General features: G+C 75.6%; 24 protein-coding genes. 10 read left to right on the top strand and 14 right to left on the bottom strand.

Annotated features, from left to right (window positions below; translation table 11 throughout):
• The first annotated feature begins 205 nt into the window (after positions 1 to 205).
• Positions 206 to 1,483, top strand: a complete 1,278-nt coding sequence (locus tag ICW24_RS01020) for an MFS transporter (protein ID WP_226343856.1) — start codon at positions 206 to 208, stop codon at positions 1,481 to 1,483.
• Between the two features lie 134 nt (positions 1,484 to 1,617).
• Here ICW24_RS01020 and ICW24_RS01025 read toward each other — a convergent pair whose 3' ends face one another.
• On the bottom strand, positions 1,618 to 2,061 hold the full coding sequence (locus ICW24_RS01025) for a DUF4870 domain-containing protein (protein ID WP_226343857.1): 444 nt from the start codon (positions 2,059 to 2,061) through the stop codon (positions 1,618 to 1,620).
• Positions 2,062 to 2,122: 61 nt separating this feature from the next.
• Between ICW24_RS01025 and ICW24_RS01030 the strand changes: the two genes are divergently transcribed.
• Together ICW24_RS01030 and ICW24_RS01035 are read left to right on the top strand one after the other, a co-directional pair.
• Complete coding sequence (locus ICW24_RS01030) at positions 2,123 to 3,307, top strand: MFS transporter (RefSeq protein ID WP_226343858.1); 1,185 nt, start codon at positions 2,123 to 2,125, stop codon at positions 3,305 to 3,307.
• Between the two features lie 82 nt (positions 3,308 to 3,389).
• Positions 3,390 to 4,733: an MFS transporter gene (locus ICW24_RS01035; RefSeq protein WP_226343859.1), complete on the top strand. Its 1,344-nt coding sequence runs from the start codon at positions 3,390 to 3,392 to the stop codon at positions 4,731 to 4,733.
• 403 nt (positions 4,734 to 5,136) lie between these two features.
• Here the strand turns inward: ICW24_RS01035 and glsA are convergent, their stop codons facing one another.
• The 3 genes from glsA to ICW24_RS01050 are packed head-to-tail and all read right to left on the bottom strand — an operon-like array spanning position 5,137 to position 7,630.
• Positions 5,137 to 6,102, bottom strand: coding sequence for a glutaminase A (gene glsA / locus ICW24_RS01040; protein WP_226343860.1), 966 nt, complete (start codon positions 6,100 to 6,102; stop codon positions 5,137 to 5,139).
• Positions 6,103 to 6,125: 23 nt separating this feature from the next.
• Complete coding sequence (locus tag ICW24_RS01045) at positions 6,126 to 6,911, bottom strand: SDR family NAD(P)-dependent oxidoreductase (protein WP_226343861.1); 786 nt, start codon at positions 6,909 to 6,911, stop codon at positions 6,126 to 6,128.
• A 53-nt stretch (positions 6,912 to 6,964) separates the two neighbouring features.
• A complete protein-coding gene (locus ICW24_RS01050) occupies positions 6,965 to 7,630 on the bottom strand; it encodes a TetR/AcrR family transcriptional regulator (RefSeq protein WP_226343862.1) in 666 nt (221 codons plus the stop codon).
• A gap of 99 nt (positions 7,631 to 7,729) precedes the next feature.
• On the opposite strand from ICW24_RS01050, the gene ICW24_RS01055 reads away from it, so the two are divergent.
• Entirely contained in the window at positions 7,730 to 8,710 is a 981-nt protein-coding gene (locus ICW24_RS01055) for a DMT family transporter (protein WP_226343863.1), read from the top strand.
• Here the strand turns inward: ICW24_RS01055 and ICW24_RS01060 are convergent.
• Together ICW24_RS01060 and ICW24_RS01065 are read right to left on the bottom strand one after the other, a co-directional pair.
• Entirely contained in the window at positions 8,625 to 10,016 is a 1,392-nt protein-coding gene (locus ICW24_RS01060; protein ID WP_226343864.1) for a fatty acid desaturase family protein, read from the bottom strand. The two genes, ICW24_RS01055 and ICW24_RS01060, sit on opposite strands and share 86 nt — an antisense overlap.
• A gap of 13 nt (positions 10,017 to 10,029) precedes the next feature.
• Positions 10,030 to 11,190, bottom strand: a complete 1,161-nt coding sequence (locus tag ICW24_RS01065) for a ferredoxin reductase (RefSeq protein WP_226343865.1) — start codon at positions 11,188 to 11,190, stop codon at positions 10,030 to 10,032.
• 87 nt (positions 11,191 to 11,277) lie between these two features.
• Between ICW24_RS01065 and ICW24_RS01070 the strand changes: the two genes are divergently transcribed.
• A complete protein-coding gene (locus ICW24_RS01070; RefSeq protein ID WP_226343866.1) occupies positions 11,278 to 12,717 on the top strand; it encodes a PucR family transcriptional regulator in 1,440 nt (479 codons plus the stop codon).
• A 456-nt stretch (positions 12,718 to 13,173) separates the two neighbouring features.
• Here the strand turns inward: ICW24_RS01070 and ICW24_RS01075 are convergent, their stop codons facing one another.
• Positions 13,174 to 13,614 carry a rhodanese-like domain-containing protein gene (locus ICW24_RS01075; RefSeq protein WP_226343867.1) on the bottom strand — a complete coding sequence of 147 codons (441 nt, stop codon included), beginning with the start codon at positions 13,612 to 13,614 and terminating at the stop codon, positions 13,174 to 13,176.
• A gap of 460 nt (positions 13,615 to 14,074) precedes the next feature.
• Between ICW24_RS01075 and ICW24_RS01080 the strand changes: the two genes are divergently transcribed.
• From ICW24_RS01080 to ICW24_RS01100, 5 genes are all read left to right on the top strand, one after another.
• On the top strand, positions 14,075 to 15,790 hold the full coding sequence (locus ICW24_RS01080; protein WP_226343868.1) for a BCCT family transporter: 1,716 nt from the start codon (positions 14,075 to 14,077) through the stop codon (positions 15,788 to 15,790).
• A gap of 243 nt (positions 15,791 to 16,033) precedes the next feature.
• Positions 16,034 to 16,492 carry a fluoride efflux transporter FluC gene (locus ICW24_RS01085; RefSeq protein WP_226343869.1) on the top strand — a complete coding sequence of 153 codons (459 nt, stop codon included), beginning with the start codon at positions 16,034 to 16,036 and terminating at the stop codon, positions 16,490 to 16,492.
• The gene (gene crcB / locus ICW24_RS01090; protein WP_226343870.1) at positions 16,489 to 16,851 is read left to right on the top strand and encodes a fluoride efflux transporter CrcB; all 363 of its coding nucleotides are present in this window, start codon (positions 16,489 to 16,491) and stop codon (positions 16,849 to 16,851) included. Before ICW24_RS01085 ends, crcB begins: the two co-directional genes overlap by 4 nt.
• Positions 16,852 to 16,991: 140 nt before the next feature.
• The gene (locus ICW24_RS01095; RefSeq protein WP_226343871.1) at positions 16,992 to 17,597 is read left to right on the top strand and encodes a LiaF domain-containing protein; all 606 of its coding nucleotides are present in this window, start codon (positions 16,992 to 16,994) and stop codon (positions 17,595 to 17,597) included.
• A gap of 44 nt (positions 17,598 to 17,641) precedes the next feature.
• Positions 17,642 to 18,748, top strand: coding sequence for a PfkB family carbohydrate kinase (locus ICW24_RS01100; RefSeq protein WP_226343872.1), 1,107 nt, complete (start codon positions 17,642 to 17,644; stop codon positions 18,746 to 18,748).
• A gap of 13 nt (positions 18,749 to 18,761) precedes the next feature.
• Here the strand turns inward: ICW24_RS01100 and ICW24_RS01105 are convergent, their stop codons facing one another.
• From ICW24_RS01105 to ICW24_RS01135, 7 genes are all read right to left on the bottom strand, one after another.
• Positions 18,762 to 19,457 carry a PaaI family thioesterase gene (locus ICW24_RS01105; RefSeq protein WP_226343873.1) on the bottom strand — a complete coding sequence of 232 codons (696 nt, stop codon included), beginning with the start codon at positions 19,455 to 19,457 and terminating at the stop codon, positions 18,762 to 18,764.
• A 214-nt stretch (positions 19,458 to 19,671) separates the two neighbouring features.
• Positions 19,672 to 20,955, bottom strand: coding sequence for a glycosyltransferase family 2 protein (locus ICW24_RS01110; protein ID WP_226343874.1), 1,284 nt, complete (start codon positions 20,953 to 20,955; stop codon positions 19,672 to 19,674).
• On the bottom strand, positions 20,952 to 22,181 hold the full coding sequence (locus ICW24_RS01115; RefSeq protein WP_226343875.1) for a glycosyltransferase family protein: 1,230 nt from the start codon (positions 22,179 to 22,181) through the stop codon (positions 20,952 to 20,954). The genes ICW24_RS01110 and ICW24_RS01115 overlap by 4 nt, the downstream gene beginning before the upstream one ends.
• The gene (locus ICW24_RS01120; protein ID WP_226343876.1) at positions 22,178 to 23,287 is read right to left on the bottom strand and encodes a glycosyltransferase; all 1,110 of its coding nucleotides are present in this window, start codon (positions 23,285 to 23,287) and stop codon (positions 22,178 to 22,180) included. Before ICW24_RS01120 ends, ICW24_RS01115 begins: the two co-directional genes overlap by 4 nt.
• Positions 23,284 to 24,330: a glycosyltransferase family 2 protein gene (locus tag ICW24_RS01125; protein WP_226343877.1), complete on the bottom strand. Its 1,047-nt coding sequence runs from the start codon at positions 24,328 to 24,330 to the stop codon at positions 23,284 to 23,286. Before ICW24_RS01125 ends, ICW24_RS01120 begins: the two co-directional genes overlap by 4 nt.
• Complete coding sequence (locus tag ICW24_RS01130) at positions 24,312 to 25,580, bottom strand: glycosyltransferase (protein WP_226343878.1); 1,269 nt, start codon at positions 25,578 to 25,580, stop codon at positions 24,312 to 24,314. Before ICW24_RS01130 ends, ICW24_RS01125 begins: the two co-directional genes overlap by 19 nt.
• The gene (locus ICW24_RS01135) at positions 25,577 to 26,734 is read right to left on the bottom strand and encodes a glycosyltransferase (RefSeq protein WP_226343879.1); all 1,158 of its coding nucleotides are present in this window, start codon (positions 26,732 to 26,734) and stop codon (positions 25,577 to 25,579) included. The genes ICW24_RS01130 and ICW24_RS01135 overlap by 4 nt, the downstream gene beginning before the upstream one ends.
• Positions 26,735 to 26,980: the final 246 nt, after the last annotated feature.

Genomic DNA, 26,980 nt, shown 5'->3' on the forward strand with positions numbered 1-26,980 from the left:
AGGCCGCGCGAGGGTCCCACGGTAGGCGAGAACGCCCCGCCACCGGCCGACGCCGTGGCGTCGCCGTCGCCTGCCATCGCGTCGGCACCGCGACGCGGGTTGACGCCGCGCCGCGACGCCGCGACGATGGAGATCGATCGAAACGATTCGACACCCCCTCGCGCCCCCCGTCCGGGCGCCACCCACGCCCCCAGAAAGGCCCGCCGTGCGCGCCCTGTCCCCGACCCTGTCCCGCTCCCGGCTGGAGGCGGCGAAGGTGGCGACCGCCGTCGTCTTCGCCCTCAACGGGGCGACCTTCGCGACGTGGGCCTCCCGCATCCCCGACGTCCGCAACGCCCTCGGGCTCACACCGGGGCAGCTCGGCATCCTCATGCTCTTCGGCGCCGCCGGCTCGCTCGTCGGCCTGCCCGTCGCCGGGCCGCTCACCGCCCGCGTGGGCACCCGCCCGGTCACCCTCATCGGCGTCGCCCTCGGCCTCGTGGGCCTGTTGTGCGTGGGCCTCAGCGTCGACGGCCTCGGCGCCGTCGTGCCGGCCGCGGCGTCGCTGTTCTTCGTCACCATGGGGATCGGGCTGTGGGACGTCGCGATGAACCTCGAGGGCACGCTCGTCGAGCAGGGGCTCGAACGGAACATCATGCCGCGGTTCCACGCCGGCTTCAGCCTGGGCACCGTCATCTCGGCCCTGATCGGCGCGGGCGTCGTCGCGGCCGGGATCCCCGTGCTCGTGCACTTCGTCGGCGCCGTGCTCGTCGTGGCCGTGGCCGTCGTCGTCGCGAGCCGCGCGTTCCTGCCGCACGAGGTCGAGGCCGCGGCCGCGCAGGCGGTGGACGCCGACGAGACGGCGGACCGCGAGGCCCCGGTCGCGGCGACCCGGTCCGCCTGGACCGAGCCGCGCACCCTCGTCATCGGCCTCATCATGCTCGTGGCCGCGTTCACCGAGGGCACCGCCAACGACTGGATCTCCGTCGCGTTCGTCGACGGGTACCACCTGCCCGCGTGGGCCGGCGTGCTCGGCTTCGCGACGTTCCTCACGTTCATGACGGTGGGCCGCGTCCTCGGGACCAACCTGCTCGACCGCTACGACCGCGTGCTCGTCCTGCGCGTCACGTTCGTGCTCGCGGGCATCGGCAGCCTCATGGTCGTCTTCGGGACCGCACCGGTCGCCTACGTCGGCGCCGCGATCTGGGGCTTCGGGGCCTCCCTCGGCTTCCCCGTCGGGATGAGCGCCGCCGCCGACGAACCGCACCGGGCCGCCGCCCGCGTCTCCGTCGTGTCGACCCTGGCCTACGCCGCGTTCCTCGTCGGCCCGCCCGCGCTCGGCTTCCTCGGTGACCACTGGGGGATCCTCCGCGCCCTCGTCGTCGTCAGCGTCATGACCCTCGGCGCGCTCCTGCTGATGCCGGCCATGCGGCCCATCGGCCCGGCGGCCGCGGCCGAGGCCCCTGCCGCGGACGCCGGCGCGGACGCCGGCGCCCAGCGCTGACCCGCCCGACCCGACCGGGCTGCCACGAACGCCCGGGACCCCGTGTCGGGGCCCGGGCGTTCGCGCGTCCGCGCCGCCGGAGGTGCCGCCGCACCGCGCCCGGTCCGGCCCCCCACGGGGAGGCCGGGACGGGGTCAGGACAGGATGCGGAGCTGGAACGGGTAGCGGTACAGCTCGCCGCGGTTGGCCTTCATCGCCCCGATGACGTGGCAGACGATCTGGGCGACGCCCGAGAAGATGAGCAGCGGGATGCCCACGACCGCGCCGATGATCGTCAGCACGCACACCCAGCCGACCATGGCGATGAGCCACATCGAGAGGTTGAAGTTGAAGGCGCCGGCGGCGGACTCGCGCACGAAACGGCTCTTGTTCTTGTAGAGGAACCAGACGACGAGGGGCCCGACGAAGCTCAGCCAGCCGACGCTGATGATCATCGAGGCGATCGTCGACAGGTGCGCGATGAGGGCCATCGAGCGGTCCTCGGGGCGGACGACCTCCCGGGGGCCGCCGGGGCCCCGGCCGTACGGGTTCGGGGGCGGGGGGCCGGAGCCCTGGGGCGGGTGGGGCGGGTAGCTCACGGCGTCTCCTCGACGTCTCGGGTGCCCTCAGCCTAGGAAGGGCGCGGGTAACGTGCCACAGGTGTCGACCTCGATCTGGCGCGTCCCCGGGATGCACGCGCTCGCGGTGGCCACGATTCTCGGGTTCTCCGGCTTCGCCGCCCTGCTGCCCGTCGCACCGCTGTGGGCGGTGCGCGGCGGGGCGGACGCCGCCGGGGCCGGGCTCGTCAACGGGGTGCTGCTGCTCGCGACGGTCGCGACCCAGGGTTTCGTGCCGCGCGCCCTCGCGCGGGCCGGGTGGGGCGTCGTCCTCGCCGCCGGGCTCGTCCTGCTCGGTGCGCCCGCGGTGTTCATGGGCGCGACGGACGCGCTCGGGCCGCTGCTCGCCCTGTCGGCCGTGCGGGGGGTGGGGTTCGGGGTGCTCACCGTGTGCGGCGGCGCCGCGGTCGCCGAGCTCGTCGCGCCGGCCCGGCGCGGGGCCGGGATCGGCGCCTACGGCCTCGCGGTCGCCCTGCCCAACGTGATCGCCCTGCCGGTCGGGCCGTGGGTGGCGGAGCGGTTCGGGTTCGGCGTCGTGTTCGCGCTGGGCGCGCTGCCCGTGCTCGGGATCCCCGCCGCGTTCGTGCTCGCGCGGGCGATCGCCCGTGCCCACGCGCGGCGGGCGACCGACCCGGGGCCCGGCCCGGCCCACCCGCGCGACGCGGGGTCGCCCCGGGCCGCCCTCGCGCGCCTCGTCGTCCCCTGCCTGCTGCTCTTCTCGGTCACGCTCGCGGGCGGCGGCCTGCTGACGTTCGCGCCGCAGATGATCGCCGACACCGGCCGGGCGACCCTCGTGCTCTTCGTCGTCGGCGTCGTCGCCGCCCTCGCGCGCTGGTACGCCGGGCCGCTCGCCGACGCCCGCGGGGCGGGGCCTCTCGTGTGGCCGCTGACGGTCGTCACCGTGGTGGGTCTGGGCCTCGTCGGCTGGGCGTTGTCGGAGCAGGAGTCGCGCGCCCCGGCCCTCTTCGCGGGGGCCGCGCTCGTCGGCCTGTCCTACGGCGCGCTGCAGAACCTCACCCTCGTGCTGTCGTTCCAGGCCGTCCCCCAGCGCCAGGTCGGCATGGCGAGCGCGGTGTGGAACGTCGGTTTCGACGCCGGGACCGCGCTCGCCTCGATCGTCATCGGGGCCGTGGCGGCCCGGACGTCGTTCCCGACCGCGATGTTCGTCGTGGCGGCCGCGTGCGCGGCGGCGGTGCCCCTGGCCCTCACGCGCGCGAAAACGAGGTGACCTCGTCGGTGGACCCTGCTCTACTCGAGGAGACGTCCGACGCAGGTCGGTGAGAGCTCGAGACGGAGACAGGAGGCGCGCCGTGACGGATCGACGCTGGGGCGCGCTCGCCCCGTTGCGGCACCGCGACTACCGGTTCCTCACGGTCTCGCTCATGGCCTCGATGGCCTCGGCGGGCATCCTCGTCGTCGCGCTCGTGTGGCAGGTCGTCGCCCTCGGCGGGTCGGCGGGCGACCTCGGGGTCGTCACCGGCGCGGCGGCCGGCGGGATGCTCGCCACGGCCCTGTTCGGGGGCGTGCTCGCCGACCGCGTGGCGCAGCGGCACATCCTCCTGTGCACGGAGACGGTGAAGTTCATGGCCCTCGCCTGGGTCGCCGTCCTCGCCCTGTCCGGGGGGGTGCAGATCTGGCACCTCGCGGTCGCGGCGGCCGTCGGCGGCGCGATGGACGGCCTGTACTACCCCGCGTACTCGGCGCTGCTGCCCATCGTCCTGCCCGCGGCCGACCTGCTGCCCGCCAACGGGCTCGAGGGCGTGCTGCGGCAGATGCTCGTCAACGCGGGCGGGCCGGCGCTCGCCGGGGTCGTCGTGGCCGCCTTCTCTCCCGCCGCCGCGCTCGCCGTGGCCGCCGGGGCCACGGCCCTCGCGGCCCTCGTGCTGCTGCCCGTCGCCCCCCGCCCGGTCGGCGTCCTGCACGGCCAGGTCGCGAGCGCCCCCACCGCCGACGTCGAGCGCGACGCGGCCCCCGTGCGGGCGGTGCTCACCGACCTGCGGGAGGGCTTCGCCTACCTGCGCGCCACGCCCTGGCTGTGGGCGACGCTCGGCTTCGCCTCGGTGCTCGTGCTGCTCATCATGGGCCCGATGGAGGTGCTCATCCCCTTCGCGCTCAAGGACCACGCGGGCGGCGGGCCGGGCGAGCACGCGCTGGTGCTCGCGGCGTTCGGGGTGGGCGGCGCGCTCGCGTCGTTCGCCGTGGCCGCCCGGCCGCTGCCGCGCCGCTATCTCACGTGGATGGTGTGCGCATGGGGCTTCGGCACGCTGCCGTTCGCCGTCATCGGTGTCGCCGACCGCGTGTGGGTGTTCGTCGTGGCGGCCGGGCTCGTGGGTGCCGCGTTCGAGGGCGCGACGGTCATCTGGGGCACCATCCTGCAGCGCCGGGTGCCGCCCGAGCTGCTCGGCCGCGTCTCGAGCCTCGACTTCTTCGTGTCGCTGCTGTTCATGCCGGTCTCGATGGCGATCGCGGCGCCGGTCTCGCACGTCATCGGGCTGACGGCGACGTTCGCGGTCGCGGGCCTCGCGCCCGCGGTGATCGCGGTGCTGGCGATCGTCGTGGCCCGGCTGCGGGCCGACGAGATCGCGCACCCGCTGACCGCCGCTCCCGAGGGGGCGCCGGCCGCGACGACCGGGACGACGCTCGGCGCGGCCTGACCACGCGGTCGCGCCGGGAGAACGGCCGGTCCGGACCCGGACGCGGGCGCATACCGATCGTCCGGCAACGCGCCCGTGCGGCCGACGACGACGCGAGCTCCTCCTCGTCGGTGCGTGACTCTTGGGGCCCTCGGGGGGCATCCGGATGTACCCCGAGGCGGCGTCAGATCGGCTACGCTCGCCCCCCGTTCGCCGAGTTTTCACGACAACTGCACTGCCGATGGCGCGCCGGCGAGAGGGCCAACCCTGTGAACAGCGACGATGCAAGTGGCGCCGCCGAAGGCAGAGCAGTTGTCGCGAAAACTCCGACCCGGCGGGCCGTATGCCCAGCGCGCCGGCCGGGATCAGCAGCGCGTCGGCACCGGATCAACCGAATCAGCAGCGCCCCCCCGCGTCAGTAGGCCTAGCGCTCGCCGCGGGCCTCGCGCAGCCCCGCGAGGGGCTCGCGGTGGCGCAGCAGGTGCAGGTCCCACTGCTCGCTGAGCTCCTCGAACAACTGGATGCCGCGCACCGAGTTGCCCTGGGAGTCGAGCCGCGGGGAGTAGGCGGTCAGCCCCATGACGCCCGGCACGACGCCGACGAGCGCGCCCGACACGCCGCTCTTGGCCGGCAGGCCGACCTCCGCGACCCACTGGCCCGAGGCGTCGTACATGCCGCACGTCATCATCACCGAGAGGGTCTGCGTGACGACCCCCTCGTCGAGGACCCGGTCGCCGGTGCGGGGGTTGACCCCGCCCCCGGCAAGGGTCGCGCCCATGACGGCGAGCTGGGGCGCGGTGACGTTGATCGAGCACTGCCGCAGGTAGCCGCGCACCACCTCGCGCGGGTCGTCGGGGAGCACGCCCTCGGCCGCGAGCAGGTGCGCCAGCGACAGGTTGAGGTCGGCCCGCTCCGCCTCGGCCGCGTACACCTCCTCGTCCACCTCGAGCTCCTCGCCCGCGAGCGCGGAGAAGGTCGCGAGGAGCAGCTCCTCGCGGGCGCCGTCCGTGCCGCCCGGGATGAGGCCGTGGGTGAGGATCGCCCCGGCGTTGATGAGCGGGTTGAAGGGCCGCCCGTCGCGACGCAGCGACGGCTGGTTGAAGGCGTCGCCCGACGGCTCGACCCCCACGTGCGCGAGGACCTCCTCGAGCCCGATCTCCTGCAGGGTCACCGCGTACGCGAACGCCTTCGAGACCGACTGCAGCGGGAAGACGTGGTCGCAGTCGCCCGCCGTGGTCACGACCCCGTCGGTGTCGCAGATCGCCGCCCCGAGCGCGTCGACCTGCTCGTCCGACACGTCGGACAGGTACGACGACGCCTCGCCCTCCGTCCGGTGCCGCACGTTCTCCAGGGCCTGCTCGAGTTCACGTCGAAGTCGGGGGGTCGCCATGGGCCCCAGTGTCGCAAGCGAGGTCAGCCGAGCAGGTACCCGCCGTCCGCGAGGACGTCGCTGCCGACGAGGAACCCCGCCTCGTCGCTGGCGAGGAACGCGACGAGCGGCGCGAGGTCCTCGGGCGTCCCGACGCGTCCGAGCGGCGTGCGGCGCACCCATTCGGCGTACATCTCCGGGTCCGACTCGCTCACCGCCCGCGTCATCGGCGTGGCGATGTACCCCGGCGAGACGGCGTTGACGCGGATCCCGTGGCCGATCCACTCCAGCGCGAGGCTCTTGGTCAGCATGATGACCCCCGCCTTGGAGGAGTTGTACGCCGCCTGCGGCTGGGGGATGTTGACGATGTGCCCCGACATCGACGCGATCGTGACGATCGACCCCGGCCGGTCCGTCTCGATGAGGCGGCGCGCAACCCGGGCGGCGCACAGGAACGTCCCGGTGAGGTTGACGTCGACGACCCGCCGAAAGTCGGCGGCGCTCGCCTCGTGGGCGTCGACGTTGTGGGCGATCCCGGCCGCCGTGACGAGCACGTCGACGGGCCGCCCGAGGGTCTCCTCGACCTCGCCGAACGCCGCGTCGACACCGGCCTCGTCGGTGACGTCGCACCGCACGGCGCACGTGGTGGCGCCCGTCTCCTCGCCGATGCGACGCGCCGTCTCGGGGGCCTCGTCGATGAGGTCGAGCACGGCGACGTCGGCGCCCTCGGCCGCCAACCGGTGCGCCAGCACCGCTCCGATGCCGCGCCCGCCTCCGGTGACCGCCGCGGTCCGGCCCGCCAGCCGCCTCGGCATCGTCGTCTCGTCCATCGCGTCCTCCCTCGTGGGCTCCCGTGCGGGCGACCGTACCCGGATCGGGCGGGCTATGCGACGGGATGCCGGGGCGCGCCGCCGGGGCGCCCCGCCGCCGGGCCCGCGCCCGGCCTCTCCCGGGCACCGGGAGCCGGACCGCTCGCGGCGGCGATGAGGAGGGCGGCCGTGTCGCGGGCGAGGCCCATCGCCGCCCGGTCGTCGGCGGCGGAGGTGCGGACGATCGCGCCTTCGTAGACGACCGCGAGGCGGCGGGCGAGGGCGTCGGGGTCGGCGACCTCGGGGTGGTGGGCGGCGGCGAGCGACGCGAACAGGGCCTCGACCCAGGCCTTCTCGTCCCGGATCACGTCCACGCCGGCGTGCGTCGTCGCGCCGAGCTCGGCGTAGGCGTTGACGAAGCCGCACCCCCGGTGGCGGGCCCCGATCCAGGCGGCGAGGGCGTCGAACGCGACGAGGACGGGGTCGGCCCCCGCCGGCGCGGCGTCGAGCGTGTCGTGCACGTGCGCCGCGTACTGGGCGTGCCGCGCCCGCAGGTACGCGACGACGAGCCCCTCCTTGGAGCCGAACCGGTCGTAGATCGTCTTCTTCGTCGTGCCCGCCTCGTCGGCGATGCGGTCGACCCCCACCGCGCCGATCCCCTCCGCGTAGAAGAGGTCCGCGGCGGCGGACAGGATGCGGGCGGCCGCGGGCGTGGCCGGCGGCTCGGCGTGGATGCGCACGGAACTCCCTTCGCGATCGCCCCGGCGTTCGGACCCGGCTCGGGTCCGACGGGCGGATGGCGACTGCCAGTATACCGACCGGTGTGATTATCTGTCCTCATGGTCGCCTCCCGCCCCCTGATCCCCCTCGCCGCCGCCTTCGTGGTGCTGTGGAGCTCCGGCTTCGTCGGGGCCGAGATGGGGACCCGTCTCACCGGCGCCGACACGCTGCTCATGTGGCGGTTCATCGCCGCGTCGGCGCTGCTCGTCGCGTTCTGCGCGCTCACGGGGCGGCGGGTCACCCGGGCCGCGCTGCGCCGCCACGTGCCGCTCGGGGTGGTCATGCAGTTCGTCTACCTCGGCGGGGTCTTCCTGGGCGTCCAGCTCGGGGTATCGGCCTCGACGACGGCGCTCATCGCCGCACTGCAGCCGCTACTCGTCGCGCTCGCGGTCGCGCGGTTCGGGTCCCACGCGGCCGAACCGCACCGGCTCTCACCGATGCGGCTCACGGGGCTCGCCCTGGGGTTCGCGGGAGTCGTCCTCGTCGTGGGCACGGGGCTGGCCTCGGGCGCGGCCCCGTCGTGGGCCTACGCGCTGCCGATCGTCGCGATGCTCGGCCTCGGCGCGGGCACGTTCGCCGCCGGCCGCAGCGCCGACCCGGTCGACGTCGTCACGGGCATGACCATCCAGATGAGCACGGCCGCAGTCGGGTTCGGCACCTGGGCGCTGCTGCACGGCGCGGCCGCCCCGCCGCTGACGTGGGCGTTCGTCGGGGCCGAGGCGTGGCTCGTGGTCCTCGCCGGGTTCGGCGGCTACGGCACCTACCTCGCCCTCATCGGCCGGCACGGTTCGTCGATCGCGAGCGTGCTGCTCTACCTCACCCCGCCGACGACGGCCGTGTGGACGGCCCTGATGTTCGGTGAGCCGCTGTCACTGCTCGCCCTCGTCGGCATGGCCGTCTCGGCGCTCGGCGTCGCCCTCTTCGTCCGACGCGGATCGCCGGCCGGCCGCGACGTCACGCCCGGTGACGGCGGGAGCCGCGCACCTGCGCCCCCAGCCACGACAGGCCGCGGCGCAGGGTCGGGACAGGCTGCTCCCTGAGGTCCTCCCACGCCCCGTTCGGCAGGGAGTAGCGGATGACCTTGCGCCACACCGACAGGTACTGGGTGTGCAGCGGGCCCGTGACGTACGGGAGGTCGTAGCGGTCGAAGATCTCGCGCACCCGCACGGCGACCTCGGCGTACCGGTTGCTCGGCAGGTCGGGGAACATGTGGTGCTCGATCTGGTGCGACAGGTTGCCCGTGGCCAGGTGCATCGCGGGGGGCCCGGAGATGTTCGCGGAGCCGAGCATCTGGCGCAGGTACCACTCGCCGCGCGTCTCGTCCCTGATCGACGCCTTTGCGAACGTCTCGACCCCGTCGGGGAAGTGACCGCACACGATGACGGTGTTGGTCCACAGGTTCCGGACGAGGTTCGCCGTGAAGTTGGCCGCGGCGGTCGAGCGCCACGACGTCCCCGACAGGGCGGGGTGGACGACGTAGTCACGTGCCACGTGCCGAGCCGTCTTCGCGGCGACGGCGCGTACCCCGGCCACGAAGTCCGTCTTCTGCTGGTCGCTGAGGCGCTTGCGGTACTTGAGGTGCCGCCCGAGCTCGAGGTCGTACAGGGCGATCGAGTACTGGAACGTGATCGCGTTGACGATGTTGTAGATCGGCTGGGCGAGGAACGCCGGGTGCCACTTCTGGTCGGCGTCGACGCGCAGGATGCCGTAGCCGAGGTCGTTGTCGCGGCCGACGACGTTCGTGTACGTGTGGTGGACCTCGTTGTGGCTGTGCTTCCACATCGCGGCGGTGGCCGCGTGGTCCCACTCCCAGCTCGAGGAGTGGATCTTCGGGTCACGCATCCAGTCCCACTGGCCGTGCATGACGTTGTGCCCGATCTCCATGTTCTCGAGGATCTTCGCGGCCGTGAGGCCGAGCGTCCCGGCCACCCAGGCGGCCTTGTTCTTCGAGCCGAGGAGCACGAGGCGCGAGCCCAGCTCGAGGCCGCGCTGCACGGTGATGAGCCGGCGGATGTAGGCGGCGTCCGCGGCGCCCCGGGTCGCCATGACCTCGTCGCGCAGGGCGTCGAGCTCCCGGCCGAGGGCGTCGATCTGCGCGGGCGTCAGGTGGCCGGCGGGGTCGGCGCCGCCGGAGCGCTTGGGCTTCCAGTGGCGCTCCGTCGTGGCGGCCGAGGCGCGGGCGGGGCGGCGGGTGGCCTTGCCGGCGCGCGTCTCGCGCGTGGGGGTGGTGGGCGCGGCGTCCGTCGTGCGCGCGGGCTGTGCGTCGGCCGGGTCGGTGGTCTCCGGCTCGGTGGTCTCGGGCTCGGTGTCCTCGCGGTCGGTCACGCCGGTGATGGTGGCGGTCATGGTCACTCCTCGTTCACAGGTCGATCGAGCAGGCGCCGGCGGGGGCGCTGACACAGGTCTGGATGGGGACGGCGCCGCCGCCGTTGCCGGCGGAGGCGGTCGTCACCTCGCCGGTGCGCAGGTCGCGCACGGATCCCTCGCGCAGGGGCGCGACGCAGCCGAAACAGATGCCCATGCGGCACCCCGACGGCATGAGGACGCCGGCGTCCTCGCCGGAGTCGAGGATCGGGGCGCCGCCGTCGGCGTCGACGTCGAGGCCGGAGCGGGTGAAGGTCACGACGCCGCCGTCGCCCGTCGCGGCGACGACGGGGCGGAAGCGCTCGGTGTGCAGGCGGACCCCGAGACCGGCGGCGTCCCAGCGCTCCTGGGCGGCGTCGAGCATCGCGGTCGGGCCGCACGCCCACGTCTCGCGCAGGCGCCAGTCGGGCACGAGGGCGTCTAGGGTGCGCGCGGCGTCGGCGTCGGACTCGTCGCCGGATGCGCCGTCGGGGCGCAGGTCGAGGATGCCCTCGACCCGGGTGTGGCGCTCGACCAGCCGGATGCGGCCGCTGTCGTGCAGGGCGCGCAGCTCGGCGCCCATGACGACGTCGTCCGCGGTCGGAGCGCTGTGCACGACGACGACGTCGGTCAGCTCGGGGTGGTTGCGCAGCATCCCCATGACGGGGGTGATGCCGCTGCCGGCGGTGAGGAACAGGGCCCGGCGGGGCGCGCGCGGGCCGAGGACGAAGTCGCCGGCCGCCTGGTCGAGCATGAGCAGCGTGCCCGGCTCGATCTCGTCGACGAGGTGTCGACTGACGACGCCGTCCGGGATCTTCTTCACCGTGACGGCGACAAGGCCGTCGTCGGCCCCCACCCGGGAGGTGAGGGAGTAGGCGCGCCAGTGGCGGACGCCGTCGACGTCGACCCCGATCCGGATGTACTGGCCCGGCACGTGCGGCCGCCAGCCGCGCCCGGGGCGGATGAGCAGGGTGGCGGCGTCGGCGGTCTCACGGCGGCGCTCGACGAGGCGGCCGCGCAGGTCCGCCGACAGGTGCAGCGGGGCGATGAGGCTGCCGTAGTCGGCGGGGAGCAGTGGGGTCGTGAGGAACTCGGCGACCTTGAGCGCCCGGGCGCCGAGGCGGCGGAGGGCGCGCGGCCGCGGGGCGGTCTGCGGCGGGCCCAGAAGGAACGACATATCCCCCACCTTTCCTCTCCCCAGGGGCTAATCTCTTGACCATGCGATGTGAAGACGGTCGAGTTCGTCGTTCTCCGGGAACGATTCATGGGTGATCAGGTCGCTGACCTCCCCCTCTCTGCTCCCGGCGGACTCGCGCTGTCGGAGGAGTTGTTGCTCCGGTTGCGCGACGAGGTGGGGCCGGCCGCGCAGGAGGCCGTCGAGGCGATCATCGCGGCCATCCCGGGCTACGCCGACCTGCGGGGCGATCCGGGGGTGCGCGTGGGTCAGGCCGTGCAGCTCGCCCTCGACCACTTCCTCACCCTGGCGGCCGGGAGCGACGACGCGTCGACCCCTGTCGCGAAGAGCACCTCCGGCGCCTACGACCTCGGTCGCGGGGAGGCGCGCAGCGGCCGGAGCATGGACGCCCTGCTCGCCGCGTACCGGATCGGCGCGCGCGTGAGCTGGCGGCGGCTCTCGCGCACGGCCGCGGAGGGCGGGATGTCGGCCGAGTCGATCGGTGCCTTCGCCGAGTTGGTGTTCGCCTACATCGACGAGCTGACGGCGGCGAGCGTCACCGGCCACGCCGACGAGCTCGCCTCCAGCGGCCGCGCCCGCGAACGGCACCTCGCGACCCTCACCCGCCGGCTGGCCGGCGGCGCCGACGCGCGAGCCGTCGACGAGGCCGCGCGGCGTGCCCAGTGGAGCCCGCCGACGACGCTGACGTGCCTGCTGCTGACCGAGGGGCAGGGAGCGGCCGTGCGCACCCGCCTCGACCCGCGCACCCTGTCCGTCTCCGGCGACCTGCCCGACCTCGACGACGCGTGGACGCTCCTGCTCGTGCCCGACCTGTCGGCCGGGGGGCGGGCGCGGCTCGTACGGGATCTGAGCGGGCGGGGGGCCGTCGTGTCCTCGACCCTGCCCTGGGAGAGGGCCGCGGAGTCCGTGCGCCGAGCCCGGGCCCTGCTGCGCCTGCCCCGTCGCCGGCTCGACACGCTCGATGCCGACGACCGTCTCGTCGACCTCGTCCTCGCCGCCGACCCCGAGGTGCGCGACGACCTCGCGTCACGCCTGCTCGCCCCGCTCGCCGACGTGCGCCCGTCCCAGCGGGAGGCGCTCGTCGACACCCTCCGTTCGTGGTTGCTCCACCAGGGACGACGCGCCGACGTGGCCGCCGACCTGCACGTGCACCCACAGACCGTGCGGTACCGGATGGGGCAGATCCGCGACCGGTTCGGCGACGCCCTCGACGACCCCGCCGTCGTGCTCGCCCTCGTCGTCGCGCTCGGCCGCGCGCCCACCCCCGCCGAGCGCCGCGACCCGAGCGACGAGTCCGGGCGGTCTCGACCCGGGTCACGGGCCGGTCCGCCGCGGGGACGCCTCCCACCCCTCGGGGGCGGCGGGACCTCGGTGCCGCTCGATGCGGACTGCGACGGCGTCCGCGGCCGGATCTCGGCCCGACATCGGCGCGTCGACCGGTCGACAGGACCGGGTTTTCACGAGAACTGCACTGCCAATGGCGAACCCGGCGATTCCGCAGGCCTCTGACCAGCAACGACGTGATCGCGTGAATGATCGGCAGTGCAGTTCGCGTGAAAACGAGCCCCAGTCGACCCGTCCCGGCCCTGCGCCCGCAGCGACCGAGGTGACGATCCGCGTGGTCGGGCCGCGCGGCCGCCGGGGAATGCCGACGAGGTGCGGCCTCGATGTGGACTGACCGTCGGTGCACGCACGATGGTCTTACTGTCCCATCGGCCCAGGTCACAGGGCGATACGTCGCCGGGCCGACCCTTGACGGCCCGAAAAGCCGGTAGTTCTCTGTCAGTGACGTCGTGGCCGCACCTCGCGAACACGCCGACCGCGTGGGACCTCACCCTCCGCGTCCCGGCGCCCGCCGTTCCTCTACCTCCTGTCGACCATCGGGCATCAACGCCCGTCCGCGGCGTGATCGCCCGGCCCCCGCCGGCCCCGGCGGCCGCGACGACCGCCGAGTCGGGCGCTGCCTCAGCGCATCGGCGCGGTGGTGGCGACCGGGAGGCCCGCGGCGCGCCACGCGGCGAACCCGCCGCGCACGACGGTGACGCGGGGGTGGCCGGGATCGAATCCCGCGAACGTCGCGGGCTCGGGGCCGCCGTCGGCCGAGCCGACGAGGTGGACCCGGGCGGCCCCGGCGAGGTCGGCCAGCTCCGCGCCGGTGGTGGCGACCCGAACGGGCAGGGCCGGATGGAGCGCGCCCTCGGTGGCGCGCTCGGCGTCGGAGCGGACGTCGAGCAGCACAGCACGCCCGGCGAGCGCGTCCTGGTAGGCGGCCCGCGGCGAGACGGCACCGGCCTCGGGGACGGCCGGGGCGGTCGTCGAGAACAGCTCGACCTGCCAGAGGACGTCGTGGCGGGGGTCGGCGACCGGAGTGGGCGCGGCGATCGTGGCAGAAGTGACGGCAGACATGAGGGCTCTCTCGGGGCGGCCCGCGGAAGCGCGGGCGGGGTGCTGTCGGGCGGAGGTCAGGCCGGGCGACAACACCGGTCCGCGACGCACACGACGGCCGGCGCACGGTGCGCTCCGGCCGGGTGCATTCGCGGGCGCGAGGTCATGCCTCCTATTTCGGCACGCACACACCCATAAGTAAAGCCTTGGGATGCCCCAATCTCAGATTATGAGTCGGCACCACGGCGAACGCCGTCCGCCGGAGACGTCGATCGCGCCGCCGGCAGCGCGATCGCCCACCCGGCGCGGACCGCTCGCAGAGTGAGACGGCGGCGGTGAGCTGGCCGGATACCCGAGCAGACCCCCGCCCCGACCGCGAGCCCCGAGGTTGCGGGCGCAGCGTCGATACACTCGCAGGTCGGCCTGGAGGGCACCGCCGCCCTCGGTCACTCCCCGCACCCACCCCTCCCCGAGGAGCTCTATGAGCGCGTCCGTCGACTCTCCGCCGACGTCCACCCCGACCGCCCCCGAACCCGACCGCTCGCGACGGCTCCGCCGCCCCGGTCACGCGATGAAGGCCGTGTTCGCCCCGGCCGCCGCGATCGCCGTCCTCTTCGTCCTGTGGTCGGCCCTCTTCCCCTCGCAGACGGCGACGACGCTGGCGACCGTCAACACCACCGTCGTCAACGGCATCGGCTGGTACTACGTCCTGCTCGTCACGGCGTTCGTCGGCTTCGCCGTCTTCGTCGGTCTGTCCCGGTACGGCGACGTCCGCCTCGGCCCCGACGACGAGGACGCCCAGTACGGCGTCTTCAGCTGGTTCGCGATGCTCTTCGCGGCCGGCATGGGCATCGGCCTCGTGTTCTGGGGCGTCGCCGAGCCCCTCAACCACTACGCGGCGCCCGCGCCCAACGCCCCCACCGGCGACGACGCCGCACGGGCGCAGTCGGCCTTCAACACGACGTTCCTGCACTGGGGCCTGCACGCGTGGGCGATCTACGTCGTCGTCGGCCTGTCCGTCGCCTACGCCGTGCACCGCAAGGGCCGCCCCGTCTCCATCCGCTGGGCGCTCGAGCCGCTGCTCGGCAAGCGCACCGACGGCCTCCTCGGCGACGTCATCGACGTCGTCGCCATCGTCGGCACCCTCTTCGGGGTCGCGACGTCCCTCGGGTTCGGCGTCACCCAGCTCGCGGCCGGCCTCGACTTCCTCGGTCTCGTCGACGGCGACGGCAACATCGGCCTCTACCTCGGCCTCGTCGCCGGCATCTCGGCGCTCGCGATCATCTCGGTCGTCAGCGGCCTCGACAAGGGCATCAAGATCCTCTCGAACACGAACCTCGTGCTCGCCGGCGTGCTCATGGTCGCGATCCTGCTGCTGGGGCCGTCGCTGTTCGTGCTGCGCGAGCTCGTCCAGAACGTCGGGTCCTACATCCAGAACTTCGTCTCGCTGAGCTTCCGGACCTTCCCCTACGCGGGCGGGGACGGCGAGAGCTGGCTCTCGAACTGGACGACGTACTACTGGGGCTGGTGGATCAGCTGGAGCCCGTTCGTCGGCGTCTTCATCGCGCGGATCTCGCGCGGGCGCACCGTGCGCGAGTTCGTCGCGGGCGTGCTGCTCGTCCCGACGACGCTGACGTTCCTGTGGTTCTCGATCCTCGGCGGCACCGCGCTGTACCGCCAGATCTTCGGCGCGGGCGACCTCGTCGGCGCCGACGGCGCCGTCGACACCGAGACCTCGCTGTTCCAGGTCGTCGACAACCTCACCGGAGGGCCGATCCTCGCGGGCCTGTTCATCCTGCTCATCGTCATCTTCTTCGTGACGAGCGCCGACTCGGGCGCCCTCGTCATCGACATGCTCGCCCACGGCGGCGACCCGAACCCGCCGGTGTGGAGCCGCGTGTTCTGGGGCGTGCTCGCCGGATCCATCGCGGGTGTGCTCCTCTTCGTCGGTTGGAGCAACGGCGAGCTCACCGACGGGTTGACCGCGCTGCAGACGATGGCGATCCTCGCGGCCGCCCCGTTCAGCCTCGTCATGATCGGCATGTGCGTCGCGACCACCCGGGCCCTGAGCCGCGAGCAGCGCGCGACCGTGCGCCGGCAGCGCGAGCAGCTCACGGCCGACCTGGCCGACGACCTGTTCTCCGACGACCGGGCCGACGCGGCGCTCACCCGTTCGGCCCCATCGACGGGCCGGTGACGGCGGACCCGACGCGCTGACTGCGGCTCCGCCGGCCGATGGGCGACGCCGTCGGATCGAGCGGGCCGAGACGGCGCTACGGTCGTGACGAGGTCCCTCGCGGCGAGGGACGCCACGGCCGAACGCTCGGACCCCGCGGTCCCGAGACCGGGCAGGGCACCTCAGGTGCCCTGCCCGGTCCGCGTCGGGCGCCGGATCGACCCGGAGCCCAGGGCGCGCTCCCGAGTGAGGAGGAGAGCGCGCATGACCCGTCACGGTCGGTCATCGCCCTCGTCGTCGCCCGGGTCGTCGCTGCCGGACCCGGCGTCCGTCGCGGCGGTGGGCGCGGGTGGCCTGATCGGCACCGCGTTGCGCTACGGCACCGGGCTCGCCGTGCCCGCCGCGCCGGGCGCCTGGCCGTGGGCGACGTTCACCGTCAACGTCGTGGGCGCCTTCGTGCTCTCCGCGCTGCTCGTGGCCCTGCGCCGACTCGGCCCCGACGACGGACCGCGCCGCGCCGCCCGCCTCGCCTTCGGCACCGGACTGCTTGGTGCGTTCACGACGTACAGCGGGCTGGCCCTCGAGGAGGTCCGCCTGGTCGGGGTCGGCTCGCCGGGCCTCGCCGTCGCGTACGGCGCGGTGAGCGTCCTCGTCGGCCTCGCTGCGGCCGGCCTCGGGATCCTCGCCGGCCGCTGGGTGACGCCGCGGGAGCCTGCCCCATGACCGCCCTGCTCGTCTGCCTCGCGGGGAGCGTCGGGGCCATGGCCCGGTTCGTCCTCGACGCGGCGATCCGGGCCCGGCTGCGCGCCGGGTTCCCGTGGGCGACCCTGTTCGTCAACCTCACCGGCTCTGCGCTGCTCGGCGCCCTCGCCGGCCTCACCGCCGCCGGAACCGCCTCCCCGGCGGTGGCGCTCGTCCTCGGGACCGGCTTCTGCGGCGGCTACACGACGTTCAGCACCGCCACCGTCGAGACCCTCACGCTGCTGCGCACGGCGCGGCGGGGCGCCGCCGCGGCCTACGGGCTCGGCACCCTGCTCGGCTGTGTCGCGGCCGCTTGGGCCGGCCTCGCCGCCACGCTCTGACCCGTATCCACCGGCGTCCCGGCCGTCACCGCAGCCGCACCCGCACACCTGCCCCCTGCGCGGCCCGGTGTCGCCCGGACGGCCGCGGCAGAGACCGCAACCCCTGGGCGACGCGGCGTCACCAGGGCTAGCGTGGGGGCATGACCTCGTCGCCCCGCGACCCCGGCCCCCAGGATCGAGTCCGCGGGGAGCGCCCGCCGGGGGCCCACGCCCAGATGCCCGTCATCGGGCCCGACGGCCTCGGCCCCGAGAGCGTGACGGGCGAGGTCGTACCCGCCCGTGGCGCGTCGGCGCCGGTCCCGGCCTCGGGGTCCGCGCCGGTGGCCAGGTCGCAGGCCGGCGCCTCGGACGACTCGTCGTCCCTCTACCCCGTCTTCGGCGACGTCCGGAAGTCGGGCCCGTGGCGCGTGCCGCGCGAGCTCGGCGTCTACCAGGTGTTCGGCGACGCGGTGCTCGACCTGCGGGAGGCCGTCTTCACCTCCGACGAGGTCGTCATCACGACCGCAGGCGTGTTCGGGGACGTCAAGGTCATCGTCCCGCCGGGCGTCTACGTCGAGCTGAGCGGCATGACGATCTTCGGCGACCACAAGCAGGACCACCGGCCGGGTACCCCGCCCCCGGGGTTCCCCCGCGTGCGCGTCGACGGCTACAGCGCGTTCGGCGACGTCAAGGTCCGCTGCCTGGAGGTCGGCGAGCAGGAGAAGCGCTGGTGGAAGCGCTCCTCCCCCGACACCCCCGCGTCCTGACGACCGGACCTGCGACGAACCCTGCGAACGCTCAGGAGCCGGACATGTCCACACCGCCACCCCCGCCCTACGACCCCCTGGCCCACCTGCGCGCCCCCGACGGCCCGCAGTTCGACGTCTTCCTGCAGGGCATGGTGTTCCTCGACATCATCTTCACCGGCCTGCCCGGGATGCCGAACGGCGGCGAGGAGGTGTGGGCCGACGGCATGGGCTCGTGCCCGGGCGGGATCGCCAACCTGGCCGTCGCCACCTCCCGGCTCGGTCTGCGGACGAGCCTCGGGGCGGCCTTCGGCGGCGACGACTACGGCCGGTTCATGTGGCGGACGCTCGAGTCGCAGGAGCACATCGACCTCTCCAGCAGCCGCGCCTACCCCGACTGGCACTCCCCCGTCACCGTGTCCATCGCCACCGAGGGCGACCGGAACATGGTCACGCACGGGCACCCCGCACCCGAGTCGGCCACCGACATGATCGGCACCCCGCCACGGTCGCGCGCCGTGCTCCTCGACCTCAACGCCGACGAACCGGGCGGCGCGGCCTGGGCGCACACCGCCCGCGAGGCGGGGGCCCTGATCTTCGCCGACGTGGGCTGGGACGCGAGCGGCCGGTGGGACCCGGCTGTGCTTGACGCCCTCACCGACTGCCACGCCTTCATGCCGAACGCGGGCGAGGCGATGGCGTACACGCGGACGCCCACCCCGCGCGACGCGATGTACGCCCTCGCCGATCGCGTGCCGCTCGCGGTCGTCACCGACGGCCCCCACGGCGCGGTCGCCTACGACAGCACCACCGGCGAGGAGGCGGCCGTTCCCGCCCTGCGCGTCGACGCGATCGACCCGACCGGCGCCGGGGATGTCTTCGGCGCCGCGATCACGCTCGGCACGCTCGCGCAGTGGCCGCTCGCCGACCGGCTCGCCTTCGCCGCGCTGTGCTCCTCGCTCGCGGTGCAGGAGGTCGGCGGCTCCCTCGCCGCGCCGGGCTGGGGCGACATCGCCGACTGGTGGCACCGCACGCGCGCCTGCCCCGACCGCGGCGCCTACCACGCGGCCGTCCGGCGCCGGTACGCCTTCCTCGACGACCTCGTCCCGCAGGTGCCCGGCGAGGCCGTCCGCCGCGCCCAGGCGACGATCGCCCAGCTCTCCGACGCGTGAGACGCGGCTCGGCTCACGTGGCGGGGTACTCGCCCACGTCGCTGGGCGGGGCCTCGCCCTGCGCGAGCATCGACCGGTAGTGCCGGGGCACGACGAACAGGCCCTCGGCCTCCACGGTCGTCGCGCCGCCGGCGTCGGTGAGGACCCCGCGCACCGTCACCTTCCACCCGTCGCGCTCGGCGATCCACGCGTGGGCGCCGATGCGGCCGAGCGGGGTCGGGCGGCGATAGGTGAGCGCGAGCGACGCCGTCATCCCCGGCAGCCCCGCGAGGGCGGGAACGGTCCCGAGCACCTGGTCGAGGACGAGAGCGATGATCCCGCCGTGCACGAGCCCGGGCGGGCCCTCGTAGGCGGCGCCGAGCACGACGTCCGTGCGGGCCGTGGCCGCGTCCCTGTCCTTCTCGACGACGAGCGGTGGGGCGAGCGGGTTGCGTAGGCCGACCGCCGGGTTCGCGTGGTCACGCAGGATGCCGTCGGAACACAGCTGCGGACCGAGCGGGCCCGGCACGGCGTCGACGAGCAGACGGTCGGCGAGGGCGTCGACGTCGGCGGCGACCTCGTCGGCCCGCGCGGGGTCGACGCGGGTCCGGATCACCGCGTCGGCGAGTCGGCGCGCGGAGGCGGCCAGCGCGGCGTACGACCGCTCCTGCCGCCGCAGGGACTCCGCGTCCTCGACCTCGCCGTAGATGGGGAACGACCCGTCCGTCACCGCTGTCCCTCCGTCCGGTCCGTGCCTGGCGCTCCGGCTCGCTCGCCGGCCCGCGCGCGACGCTCGATGAGCCCCCGCCAGCGTAGGTCGCGCGGCGGGACGGCCCGGCGGCGCCCCGGTGGCCCGACCCGACCGACGGACTTCGACGGGGCCCTTCGGCCGGCCCCGGCCCGGGCGGCGTTCGATCGACTCCGACCGAACCCGGCGCCGTCGGTCAGCCCCAGCCGCCCCAGCGGGCCTCGAGGTCCGGCGGGCCGGGCGCGGGCAGCGGGTGGGGCCACTCGCGGCGGGGCGGCTCCTGGCCGCGGGCGATCGAGCGGGCGTGCCGGAGCGTGAGCACCGGTCGACCGTCGGCGACGTAGGCGGCCTCCCCGGCCTCGACCAGTCGGGTCAGGGCGCCGGGCTCGTCGAGCCGCACCGGCGCGTGGACGCGGGCCCGCCACGGGCTCCGGCCGGTGACCGCGCGCCCCGGCGGGTCGTCGAGCAGGGCCGGGTCACCGGCGGGCCAGACCCGCCGCACGGGTGCGCCGGCGGCCACGACGACCCGGGCGTCGCTGCCGCGGACCAGATCGGCGACGACCGCGAACGCCTCGGCCCCCTCGAGGGCCGCCACGGCGGGGTCGAGCTCGACGAGCACCCGCGGCACGGACCAGACGCGGTGGTCGTCGCGGTGGCGCGGGCTCGGGACGAGGTCGGCCACGGCCAGCGACTCGACGTTCTTCGCGGCCACCCGCGCGCGGCGCCCGGCCTCGTCCTCGTCGTGTCGCCCGCCCCAGTCGGGGCCGTCGTGCCAGGCCACCGCCGCCGGCACGTAGGCGAAGTCGGCCCCGGCGAGCCAGGCGCGGTGCGCGAACTCCCAGTCCTCCCCGCCGTAGCCGACGAAGCTCTCCTCGAAGCCGCCGAGCCGCTCGAAGGTGTCCCGGCGCACCCCGAGGACGGCGCTGATGACGTACCGGAACCCGTCGTCGGAGAGGTCGGCGAGGCCGCCGGTCGCGGCGTACCCGTCGGCGAGCCAGCCCGGCTCGGGCAGGACGGGGGCGCCCAGCGCGGCCGGGCCGGCGGGGTTGTCCGTCGTGGAGGCGCGGGTCAGCCACGCCCGGATCTCCTCCGGCGTGCGCCCGGTGAGGTCGGTGTGGCGGCGCCGTCCGACGACGACGTCCGCGCCGCGCAGGGCCGCGAGCATCGCCGCGACGTAGGTGGGGGTGGGGACCATGTCGGCGTCGAGGAACAGCAGGGCGTCCGGGCCGCTCGCCCCACCGGCACCGGCACCGAGATTGCGGGCCGCCGCGGCCCGGAATCCCTCGTCGGCCTGCGCCACGACGCGTACGGGGTAGGCGCGGGGGCCGGGGTCGGGCGGGACGCGCGACCCGTCGTCGGCGACGACGACCTCGAAGGCGGCGCCGGTCTGGGCGTCGAGCGCCGCGAGGAGGCGGGCGAGGCGCTCCGGGGCCTCGTAGTGGGGGACGACGACGCGGGCCCGGAGGTCGGGGGTGCTCACCGGCCGGCCTCCGTGGGCCGGGCGGCCGCGTCGAGCAGCGCGGCGTACGCCGAGGCGGCCTCGTCGCGCGTGGGGGCCAGGCGCAGGTCGCGAGGTAGCCACGTCGAGTCCGGGTCCGCCAGCGCCCGCGCGACGGCCTCGCGCCAGGGGCCGGGCCCGTCGCCCTCGACGATGACCAGCGCGCCGGGAAGGCGTCGCTCGAGTTCGCGCACCCAGGCGCCGTCGGCGACGAGCGGCCGCCGCCCCGCCGAGAGCCACGACCCGATCGAGCCCGACGCCGACACGTGGGCGTGCGGTGCGGCCGGCACGTCGACGTCGCGGAGCCGGGCGGGCAGCTCCTCGTCGGGCACGAACCCGGTGACCCGAGCGACCCGGCCGGCGGCGGCGGCGCGCGCGGTGAGGTCGTCGGCCAGATCCTCGTGCCCCGGCGACGGCCGCCCGAGCGCGAGCAGTTCGACGTCGGCCGCGAGCCCGGTCAGCGCGGCGAGCGCGGTGTCGTGTCCCTTGCCGGGGTAGAGGAACCCGAGGACCCCGACGGTGCGGGGCCCGGGGGCGCGTCCGGCGGCCGCCTCGCCGGCGGATGCGGCGGCGGACGCTCGGCGGGCGTGCCCCTCGGCCGGCAGGTCGCGGGGCGCGAGGGGCAGCGGCACCACGCGGACGCGGGAGACGTCCCCGCCGACCCGGGCGAGCAGGGTCCGCTCGTGCTCGGAGGCCACGACGACGAGCCGCGCCCGCCGCGACAGCTCCGCGTAGGCGGCCGCGCGCGCGAGGCCCGTCGGACCGACGTCGTGGGGCTGCGGCAGGTCGTGCAGCGTGAGCGAGAGGGGCCGCGGACCCGCGATCCGCAGGATGCGCTCCGCCGCGTCGGCGGCGCCGGAGCCGAAGAGCCGGTCGGTGACGTGGACGTGGACGAGGTCGGCGTCACCCGGCCCGGGCGCCGTATCGCCGGACGGGGCGGGTGGGTCGCCGGCGTCGGCCACGTCCGAGGCGCCGGGGGTGCGCGTTCCGTCGAGCGCATCGCCGGCGCCCGACGCCTCGAGGGCGTCGCGGGTGGGCGACGCGACGAGGCCGTCGAGGGCGCGGGCGTCGGTGGCCCGTGCGACCCGGTGGTGAGCGAGGGCCGGGGAGGCGAGCAGGTCCAGGGCGTGGCGGGTCACACCGTGCTCCGGCGGCCCGGCAACGACGTGCACGACGCGCCCGGCAGGACCCTCGGACACGCCGCTCATCGGCCCGTCCCCGTCGCGAGCGGGGGGCCGGCGGCGAGGGCGTCGAGGTAGGCCCGGCGGTGGGCGGCGGCGACCTCCCTGCGCTCGCGGCGCCGGGAGTCGGCCGTGACGAGCCGGCGCGGGCCCGCCGCCCGGGAGTCGGCCAGGCCGCGCGCGATCGAGGCGTGCAGGTCGGATCGGTCGTAGAGGCGGATCGGGTGCTGGTCGCCGTAGCAGCCGTCGGCCGGGGCGAGGACGTCGGTGCCGACGTCGACGCAGGCCTCCAACCAGCCCGAATGCGTCCCGAAGGCGTACGGCAGCACCGCGAGGTCGAGGCCGGCGAGGTAGGCGTGGAACGCGTCGTCGTCGAAGCGGGGGTGCTCGACGACGTCCACCTCGAGGCGATCCGCGACCTCGCGGATCCACCGGCGCGCCCGCGCCGCCGCGCCCGGCCCCTCCGCCGGGTCGAACGCGCCCGCGCCGGCGTTGACGTCGACGCGCAGGCGCACCGGTCCCCCGCCGACGGGGGGCTCGGCCGCCGCCTCGGCGACCACGTCCGACAGCGCGCGCAGGACGCGGACGTCGAGGTCGGCGCGCAGGCTCTTGAGGTGGACCCCGACGACGAAGCCGTCCCGCGACGGCCGGTCCGCCCCGATCTCGGGCAGCGGCACGACGTGCGGGTGCGGCACGACGCGCACCGGCACGCCCCACGTGTCCTCGACGACCCGGGCGGCGCCGGGCGTCAACGTGAGCACGACGTCCGCGGCGGGCACGAGGCGGTCCAGCTGGGCCCGGTGGTGGGTGTTGTCGGGCAGGTGGGGGTTGTGCAGGTCGTGCACGGTGACGACGAGCGGGCGACCCACCTCCCGGAGCGCGGCGAGCCACGCGTCGAGCTGGGCCAGCGTGCGGCCCTCGACGCCGAAGTGCACGTGGACGACCTCGAACTCCCCGGCGTGCGCCCGCACCCAGGCCTCGTCGAGCGCGACGGGCGGCCACCACTGCCCCCGCGGCGCGCCCGGCACGGGCGGGTCGGGGAGGCGGGTCACGCCGTCGTCGCCGTCGGGGTCGGACAGGTGCGCGACGTACGGGTGGCCGGACGGGATCGAGAGCACGCGGATCCGTCTCATGCCGGGTCCCGGTCGGCGACCCGCGGCGTCGACCCGTCGGCCACGGCGACCCAGCCCTCGCCGTCGCGCGCCACGAGGCCCCGCCGCTCGAACTGCTCGAGCCAGCCCGTCATCGGCCACGTTCCCCACCGGCGCGCGAACAGGGCGCCGTTGGCGAGGATGTCGTCGAGGTGCTCGACCGGCGGCCGGCTCACCGGGTGGTGCTGGTGGTAGGCGTCGGCGCCGCCGACCCAGCACAGGGGCACGCCCGCCGCCCGGGCCGTGAACGCGAGGTCGGTGTCCTCCGCGCCGTACCCGGCGTACTCCGGCCAGAACCCGCCCAGCCGCGCCCACGTGTCGGCGCGCACCGCGAACGACAGGGACCAGAAGAGCTCGTAGGCGTCGCCGCGCTCGATCTCGCCGTCGGCCGGGTCGGGCCGGGCCGCGTGCGGGGTGCGATGGGTGGTGATCCGGTCGGTCAGCCGGGCGGGGTCGTCGGGCAGGTCGAGCGGGGGCAGGTACGTCACGGGCCCGCACAGGAGCGCGTCCGGGGCGACGGTGGCGGCCCCCGCGTACCCGGCGATCAGGCCGGGGCCGGGGAGGCAGTCGACGTCGAGGAACACGAGCAGCTCGCAGCCGGCGGCCAGGGCGGCCGCCGCCCCGGCGTTGCGTGCGCGCGCCAGCGGGAGGCGCCCGTCGGCCGGCACGTCGAGGGTGACGACGTCGGCGCCCGCCGTGCGCGCGAGCCCGGCCGCCACCGGGTCGCCCATCGCGACGACGACGCGGTGGGCCGCGGCCGGCCCGGACGACCTGACCGATCGGTCGTCAGAGCCCCGGCCCTCAGCACGGTCGGGCGGGTCACGCTGCCCGATGTCCTGACCGTGCGGTTCGCGAGCTCGAACGGGGCCGGCGGGTTCGCGATCGCGGACGGATCCGACCGCGTCGAGCCGGCCCGTCTCGACGCCGACGGGGCGGCCCGGGGCACCCTGGTCCGCGAGGAGAAGCTGCTGCCGCGCCAGCCGATCGTGCCGGCCGTGCGCGATGGTCACGACGCCGACGCGCACGCGGCCTCCGCCCGGGTGGCTCGCACGGCCGACACCGCGTCGGGCGCGGGTGCGTCGGCGCCCGACGACGTCTGCGCGCCCGGCGACGCGGCGCGGGACCCGGTCGGGGCCTGAGCCGCGGCGACCTCGACGACGTCCGCGGCCCGGGCGGCGGCGCCCTCGGTCCGCCAGCGGGCCCAGTCGGTGGTCGGGGCGACCGCGTCGTCGAGCACCTCTGCCCAGTCCGTCGGCCAGGCGGGCAGCACCGTGGCCAGCCCGAGGCGCGCCAGCGCGTGCCCCGTCGCGAGCTGTTCGTCGTGCGGGCGAGGTTCGGGCAGGACGACGGCCGGGCGGCCGACGGCGGCGACGTCGGCGACCGCCCCTTGCCCCGCCCCGCAGACGACGACGTCGGCGCTGCGCAGCAGTCCCTCGACGTCGTCCACCCACGAGCCCGGCCCGGCCACGCTCCACCGCCACCCGGGCACGTCGGGCAGGCCGAGCACGTCTGCGTCGCTGCTCGTCCGGCCGGCCCCGCGCCCGAGGAGGACGACGGCGTGGCGCCGGTCGTCGTCGGGTGGCGTGGTCGCGGTCGTCGGCGCGGTCGTGGTCGTGGTCGCCGGCGCGGTCGTGGTCGCCGGCGCGGTCGTGGTCGCCGGCGCGGTCGTGGTCGCCGGCGCGGTCGTGGTCGCCGGCGCGGTCGTGGTCGCCGGCGCGGACAGGGCCGAGATGCCGCCGACGTAGGCGATGCGGTCGCCGCACACGTCGACGCCGCGGGCCGAGGCGGCCTCCCGCGGGAACGCCGCGACGACGCGGGTGGCCAGGCGCAGGGCGGTGGCGTGCGGCGGGTCGGTGCGGTCGCCGGGCAGCACGACCGTGACGACCGGCACCCCGAGCGCGCGGGCGAGGACGACGACCTCGCACGACACGTCGACGACGAGCACGTCGGGGCGCTCCGCCCCGATCCACGCCGCGAGGGCCCGCATCCGGTCGGCGTACCCCGACGGCCCGAGCGGCGCCCAGTGCAGCGCGCCCCCGGGGGCGGGGTCGACGATCGGGCCGACGTCGTCGGGCGGCAGCTCGACCCAGCCGGCCGTCCGGTCCTCGGCCCCGGGGGCGGACGTCACGGGACCGGCCCAGTCCTGTGCGGGCAGCGAGGACAGCACGGTGACGCGATGTCCTCGCGCCGCGAGCTCCCCGATCACGGCGCGGGCCCGGCGCGCGTGGCCCAGGCCCTGGTGGTGCACGTACCAGCCGACGCGCAGCGGCGTCACCCGGCGATCCCGTCGATCTCGGCCGGCGCGCGCCGCGCGAGGGCCGCGTAGATGCGTTCGTAGCGGCCGATCATCGTCGCGGCGGCGAACTCACGCTCGGCGCGCAACCGCACCGTCGCGCGTGAGACGCCGGCGGCGCGCCCGACGGCCGCGGCGAGGCCCGTGACGAACTCGTCGTGACTCGTGTGGTGGATGCCGGCCGGGACGTCGACGACGGCTCCTCCCTCGGGGGCGCCGACGACGTCGGTGAGGCCGCCGACGCCGAAGCCCGCGACGGGGGTGCCGCACGCCATCGCCTCGGCGGCGACGAGCCCGAACGGCTCCTCCCACAGGGGCGTGACGAGCAGGACGTCGGCCGCGGCGTAGTGCTCGCGCAGCGCCGCGGTGTCGAGGTGCCCGACGTACACGCGGCGCTCGTCGAGCAGCGGTCGCACCGACCGGGCGAAGTAGTCGGGGTCGCTGATCGGGCCGGCGATCCGCAGCGGGAGGTCGAGGCGCAGCGCCGTCTCGATCGCGAGGTGCGTGCCCTTCTCGGGCGTGACGCGCCCCGCCCAGGCGAGCCCGCCGCCTCCGGGGCCCGGGAGGAACGCGTCGACGTCGACGCCGTTGCTCACGACCTCGACCCCCGGCAGCGTCGTCCAGGTCCGCGCCACGGCGCCGCTCACCGCCACGTGCCGGGAACGTCGGCCGGCCATGGCGGCCGCGGACTCCATGAAGGGGATCGGCGGCGTGTGCAGCGTCGTCACCATCGGCGCCGGCAGCAGGTCGGCGAGCGCGATCGGATACGGGTGCAGGCTGTTGTTGTGGACGACGTCGATGTCGGTGCGCAGCCCGAGGACGCGCACGGCGTCGAGGAAGGCGTGATGTTCGGCGAAGTCGAGCCCGGCGGGCATCCCCGGGTCGACCTGGGCGACCGCGCTGAGCGAGGGGGGCGCCGCGTACGGGACGAACTCGTCGGCGAGGCCGGGGTCCGAGCCGTCGAGGGCGAAGAGGACGACGTGGTGCCCGCGGCGGCGCAGGCGTTCGCACAGGGTCGCGGTGAAGGCCTCTTGGCCACCAGCGAACGGGCGCGACAGGGGGAAGCGGCTCGGCCCCAGCACGGCGACGCGGAGCCGGCGCCGGGTGCCGTCGGCGACGTGGCGAAGGGCGGTCATCGCGGGCTCCCATCAGCGAGGTGGACGAATCGGGCAACGGTGACGTCGACCGCTGGACGAAGATCGCATCGGGGGGCGCCGGTCGCGATGTTAGCCACCCGGTCAGAATTCGGCGACCCGAGCCCACCCACACCCCTTCCGACCAGGACCGATGCGTTGCGAGGTCCGGCCCGGACCGGGGGTGCGGCGCCCGGTTCGTCCGACTAGGCTCGCGAGCAAGCCCTTTCAGCCGTCGAAGGAGTCCGG

The sequence above is a fragment of the Agilicoccus flavus genome, from assembly GCF_014857905.1.
Classification (GTDB): domain Bacteria; phylum Actinomycetota; class Actinomycetes; order Actinomycetales; family Dermatophilaceae; genus Agilicoccus; species Agilicoccus flavus.

What these genes read in the sequence shown, in the direction of transcription:
- ICW24_RS01055 (WP_226343863.1), top strand. Translation starts at nt 7,730, where the DNA reads ATGGTCGCCTCCCGCCCCCTGATCCCCCTCGCCGCCGCCTTCGTGGTG.
- crcB (WP_226343870.1), top strand. Translation starts at nt 16,489, where the DNA reads ATGACCGCCCTGCTCGTCTGCCTCGCGGGGAGCGTCGGGGCCATGGCC.
- ICW24_RS01065 (WP_226343865.1), bottom strand. Translation starts at nt 11,190, where the DNA reads ATGTCGTTCCTTCTGGGCCCGCCGCAGACCGCCCCGCGGCCGCGCGCC.
- ICW24_RS01070 (WP_226343866.1), top strand. Translation starts at nt 11,278, where the DNA reads ATGGGTGATCAGGTCGCTGACCTCCCCCTCTCTGCTCCCGGCGGACTC.
- ICW24_RS01080 (WP_226343868.1), top strand. Translation starts at nt 14,075, where the DNA reads ATGAGCGCGTCCGTCGACTCTCCGCCGACGTCCACCCCGACCGCCCCC.
- ICW24_RS01045 (WP_226343861.1), bottom strand. Translation starts at nt 6,911, where the DNA reads ATGGACGAGACGACGATGCCGAGGCGGCTGGCGGGCCGGACCGCGGCG.
- ICW24_RS01075 (WP_226343867.1), bottom strand. Translation starts at nt 13,614, where the DNA reads ATGTCTGCCGTCACTTCTGCCACGATCGCCGCGCCCACTCCGGTCGCC.
- ICW24_RS01060 (WP_226343864.1), bottom strand. Translation starts at nt 10,016, where the DNA reads ATGACCGCCACCATCACCGGCGTGACCGACCGCGAGGACACCGAGCCC.
- glsA (WP_226343860.1), bottom strand. Translation starts at nt 6,102, where the DNA reads ATGGCGACCCCCCGACTTCGACGTGAACTCGAGCAGGCCCTGGAGAAC.
- ICW24_RS01085 (WP_226343869.1), top strand. Translation starts at nt 16,034, where the DNA reads ATGACCCGTCACGGTCGGTCATCGCCCTCGTCGTCGCCCGGGTCGTCG.
- ICW24_RS01135 (WP_226343879.1), bottom strand. Translation starts at nt 26,734, where the DNA reads ATGACCGCCCTTCGCCACGTCGCCGACGGCACCCGGCGCCGGCTCCGC.
- ICW24_RS01095 (WP_226343871.1), top strand. Translation starts at nt 16,992, where the DNA reads ATGACCTCGTCGCCCCGCGACCCCGGCCCCCAGGATCGAGTCCGCGGG.
- ICW24_RS01100 (WP_226343872.1), top strand. Translation starts at nt 17,642, where the DNA reads ATGTCCACACCGCCACCCCCGCCCTACGACCCCCTGGCCCACCTGCGC.
- ICW24_RS01120 (WP_226343876.1), bottom strand. Translation starts at nt 23,287, where the DNA reads ATGAGACGGATCCGCGTGCTCTCGATCCCGTCCGGCCACCCGTACGTC.
- ICW24_RS01115 (WP_226343875.1), bottom strand. Translation starts at nt 22,181, where the DNA reads ATGAGCGGCGTGTCCGAGGGTCCTGCCGGGCGCGTCGTGCACGTCGTT.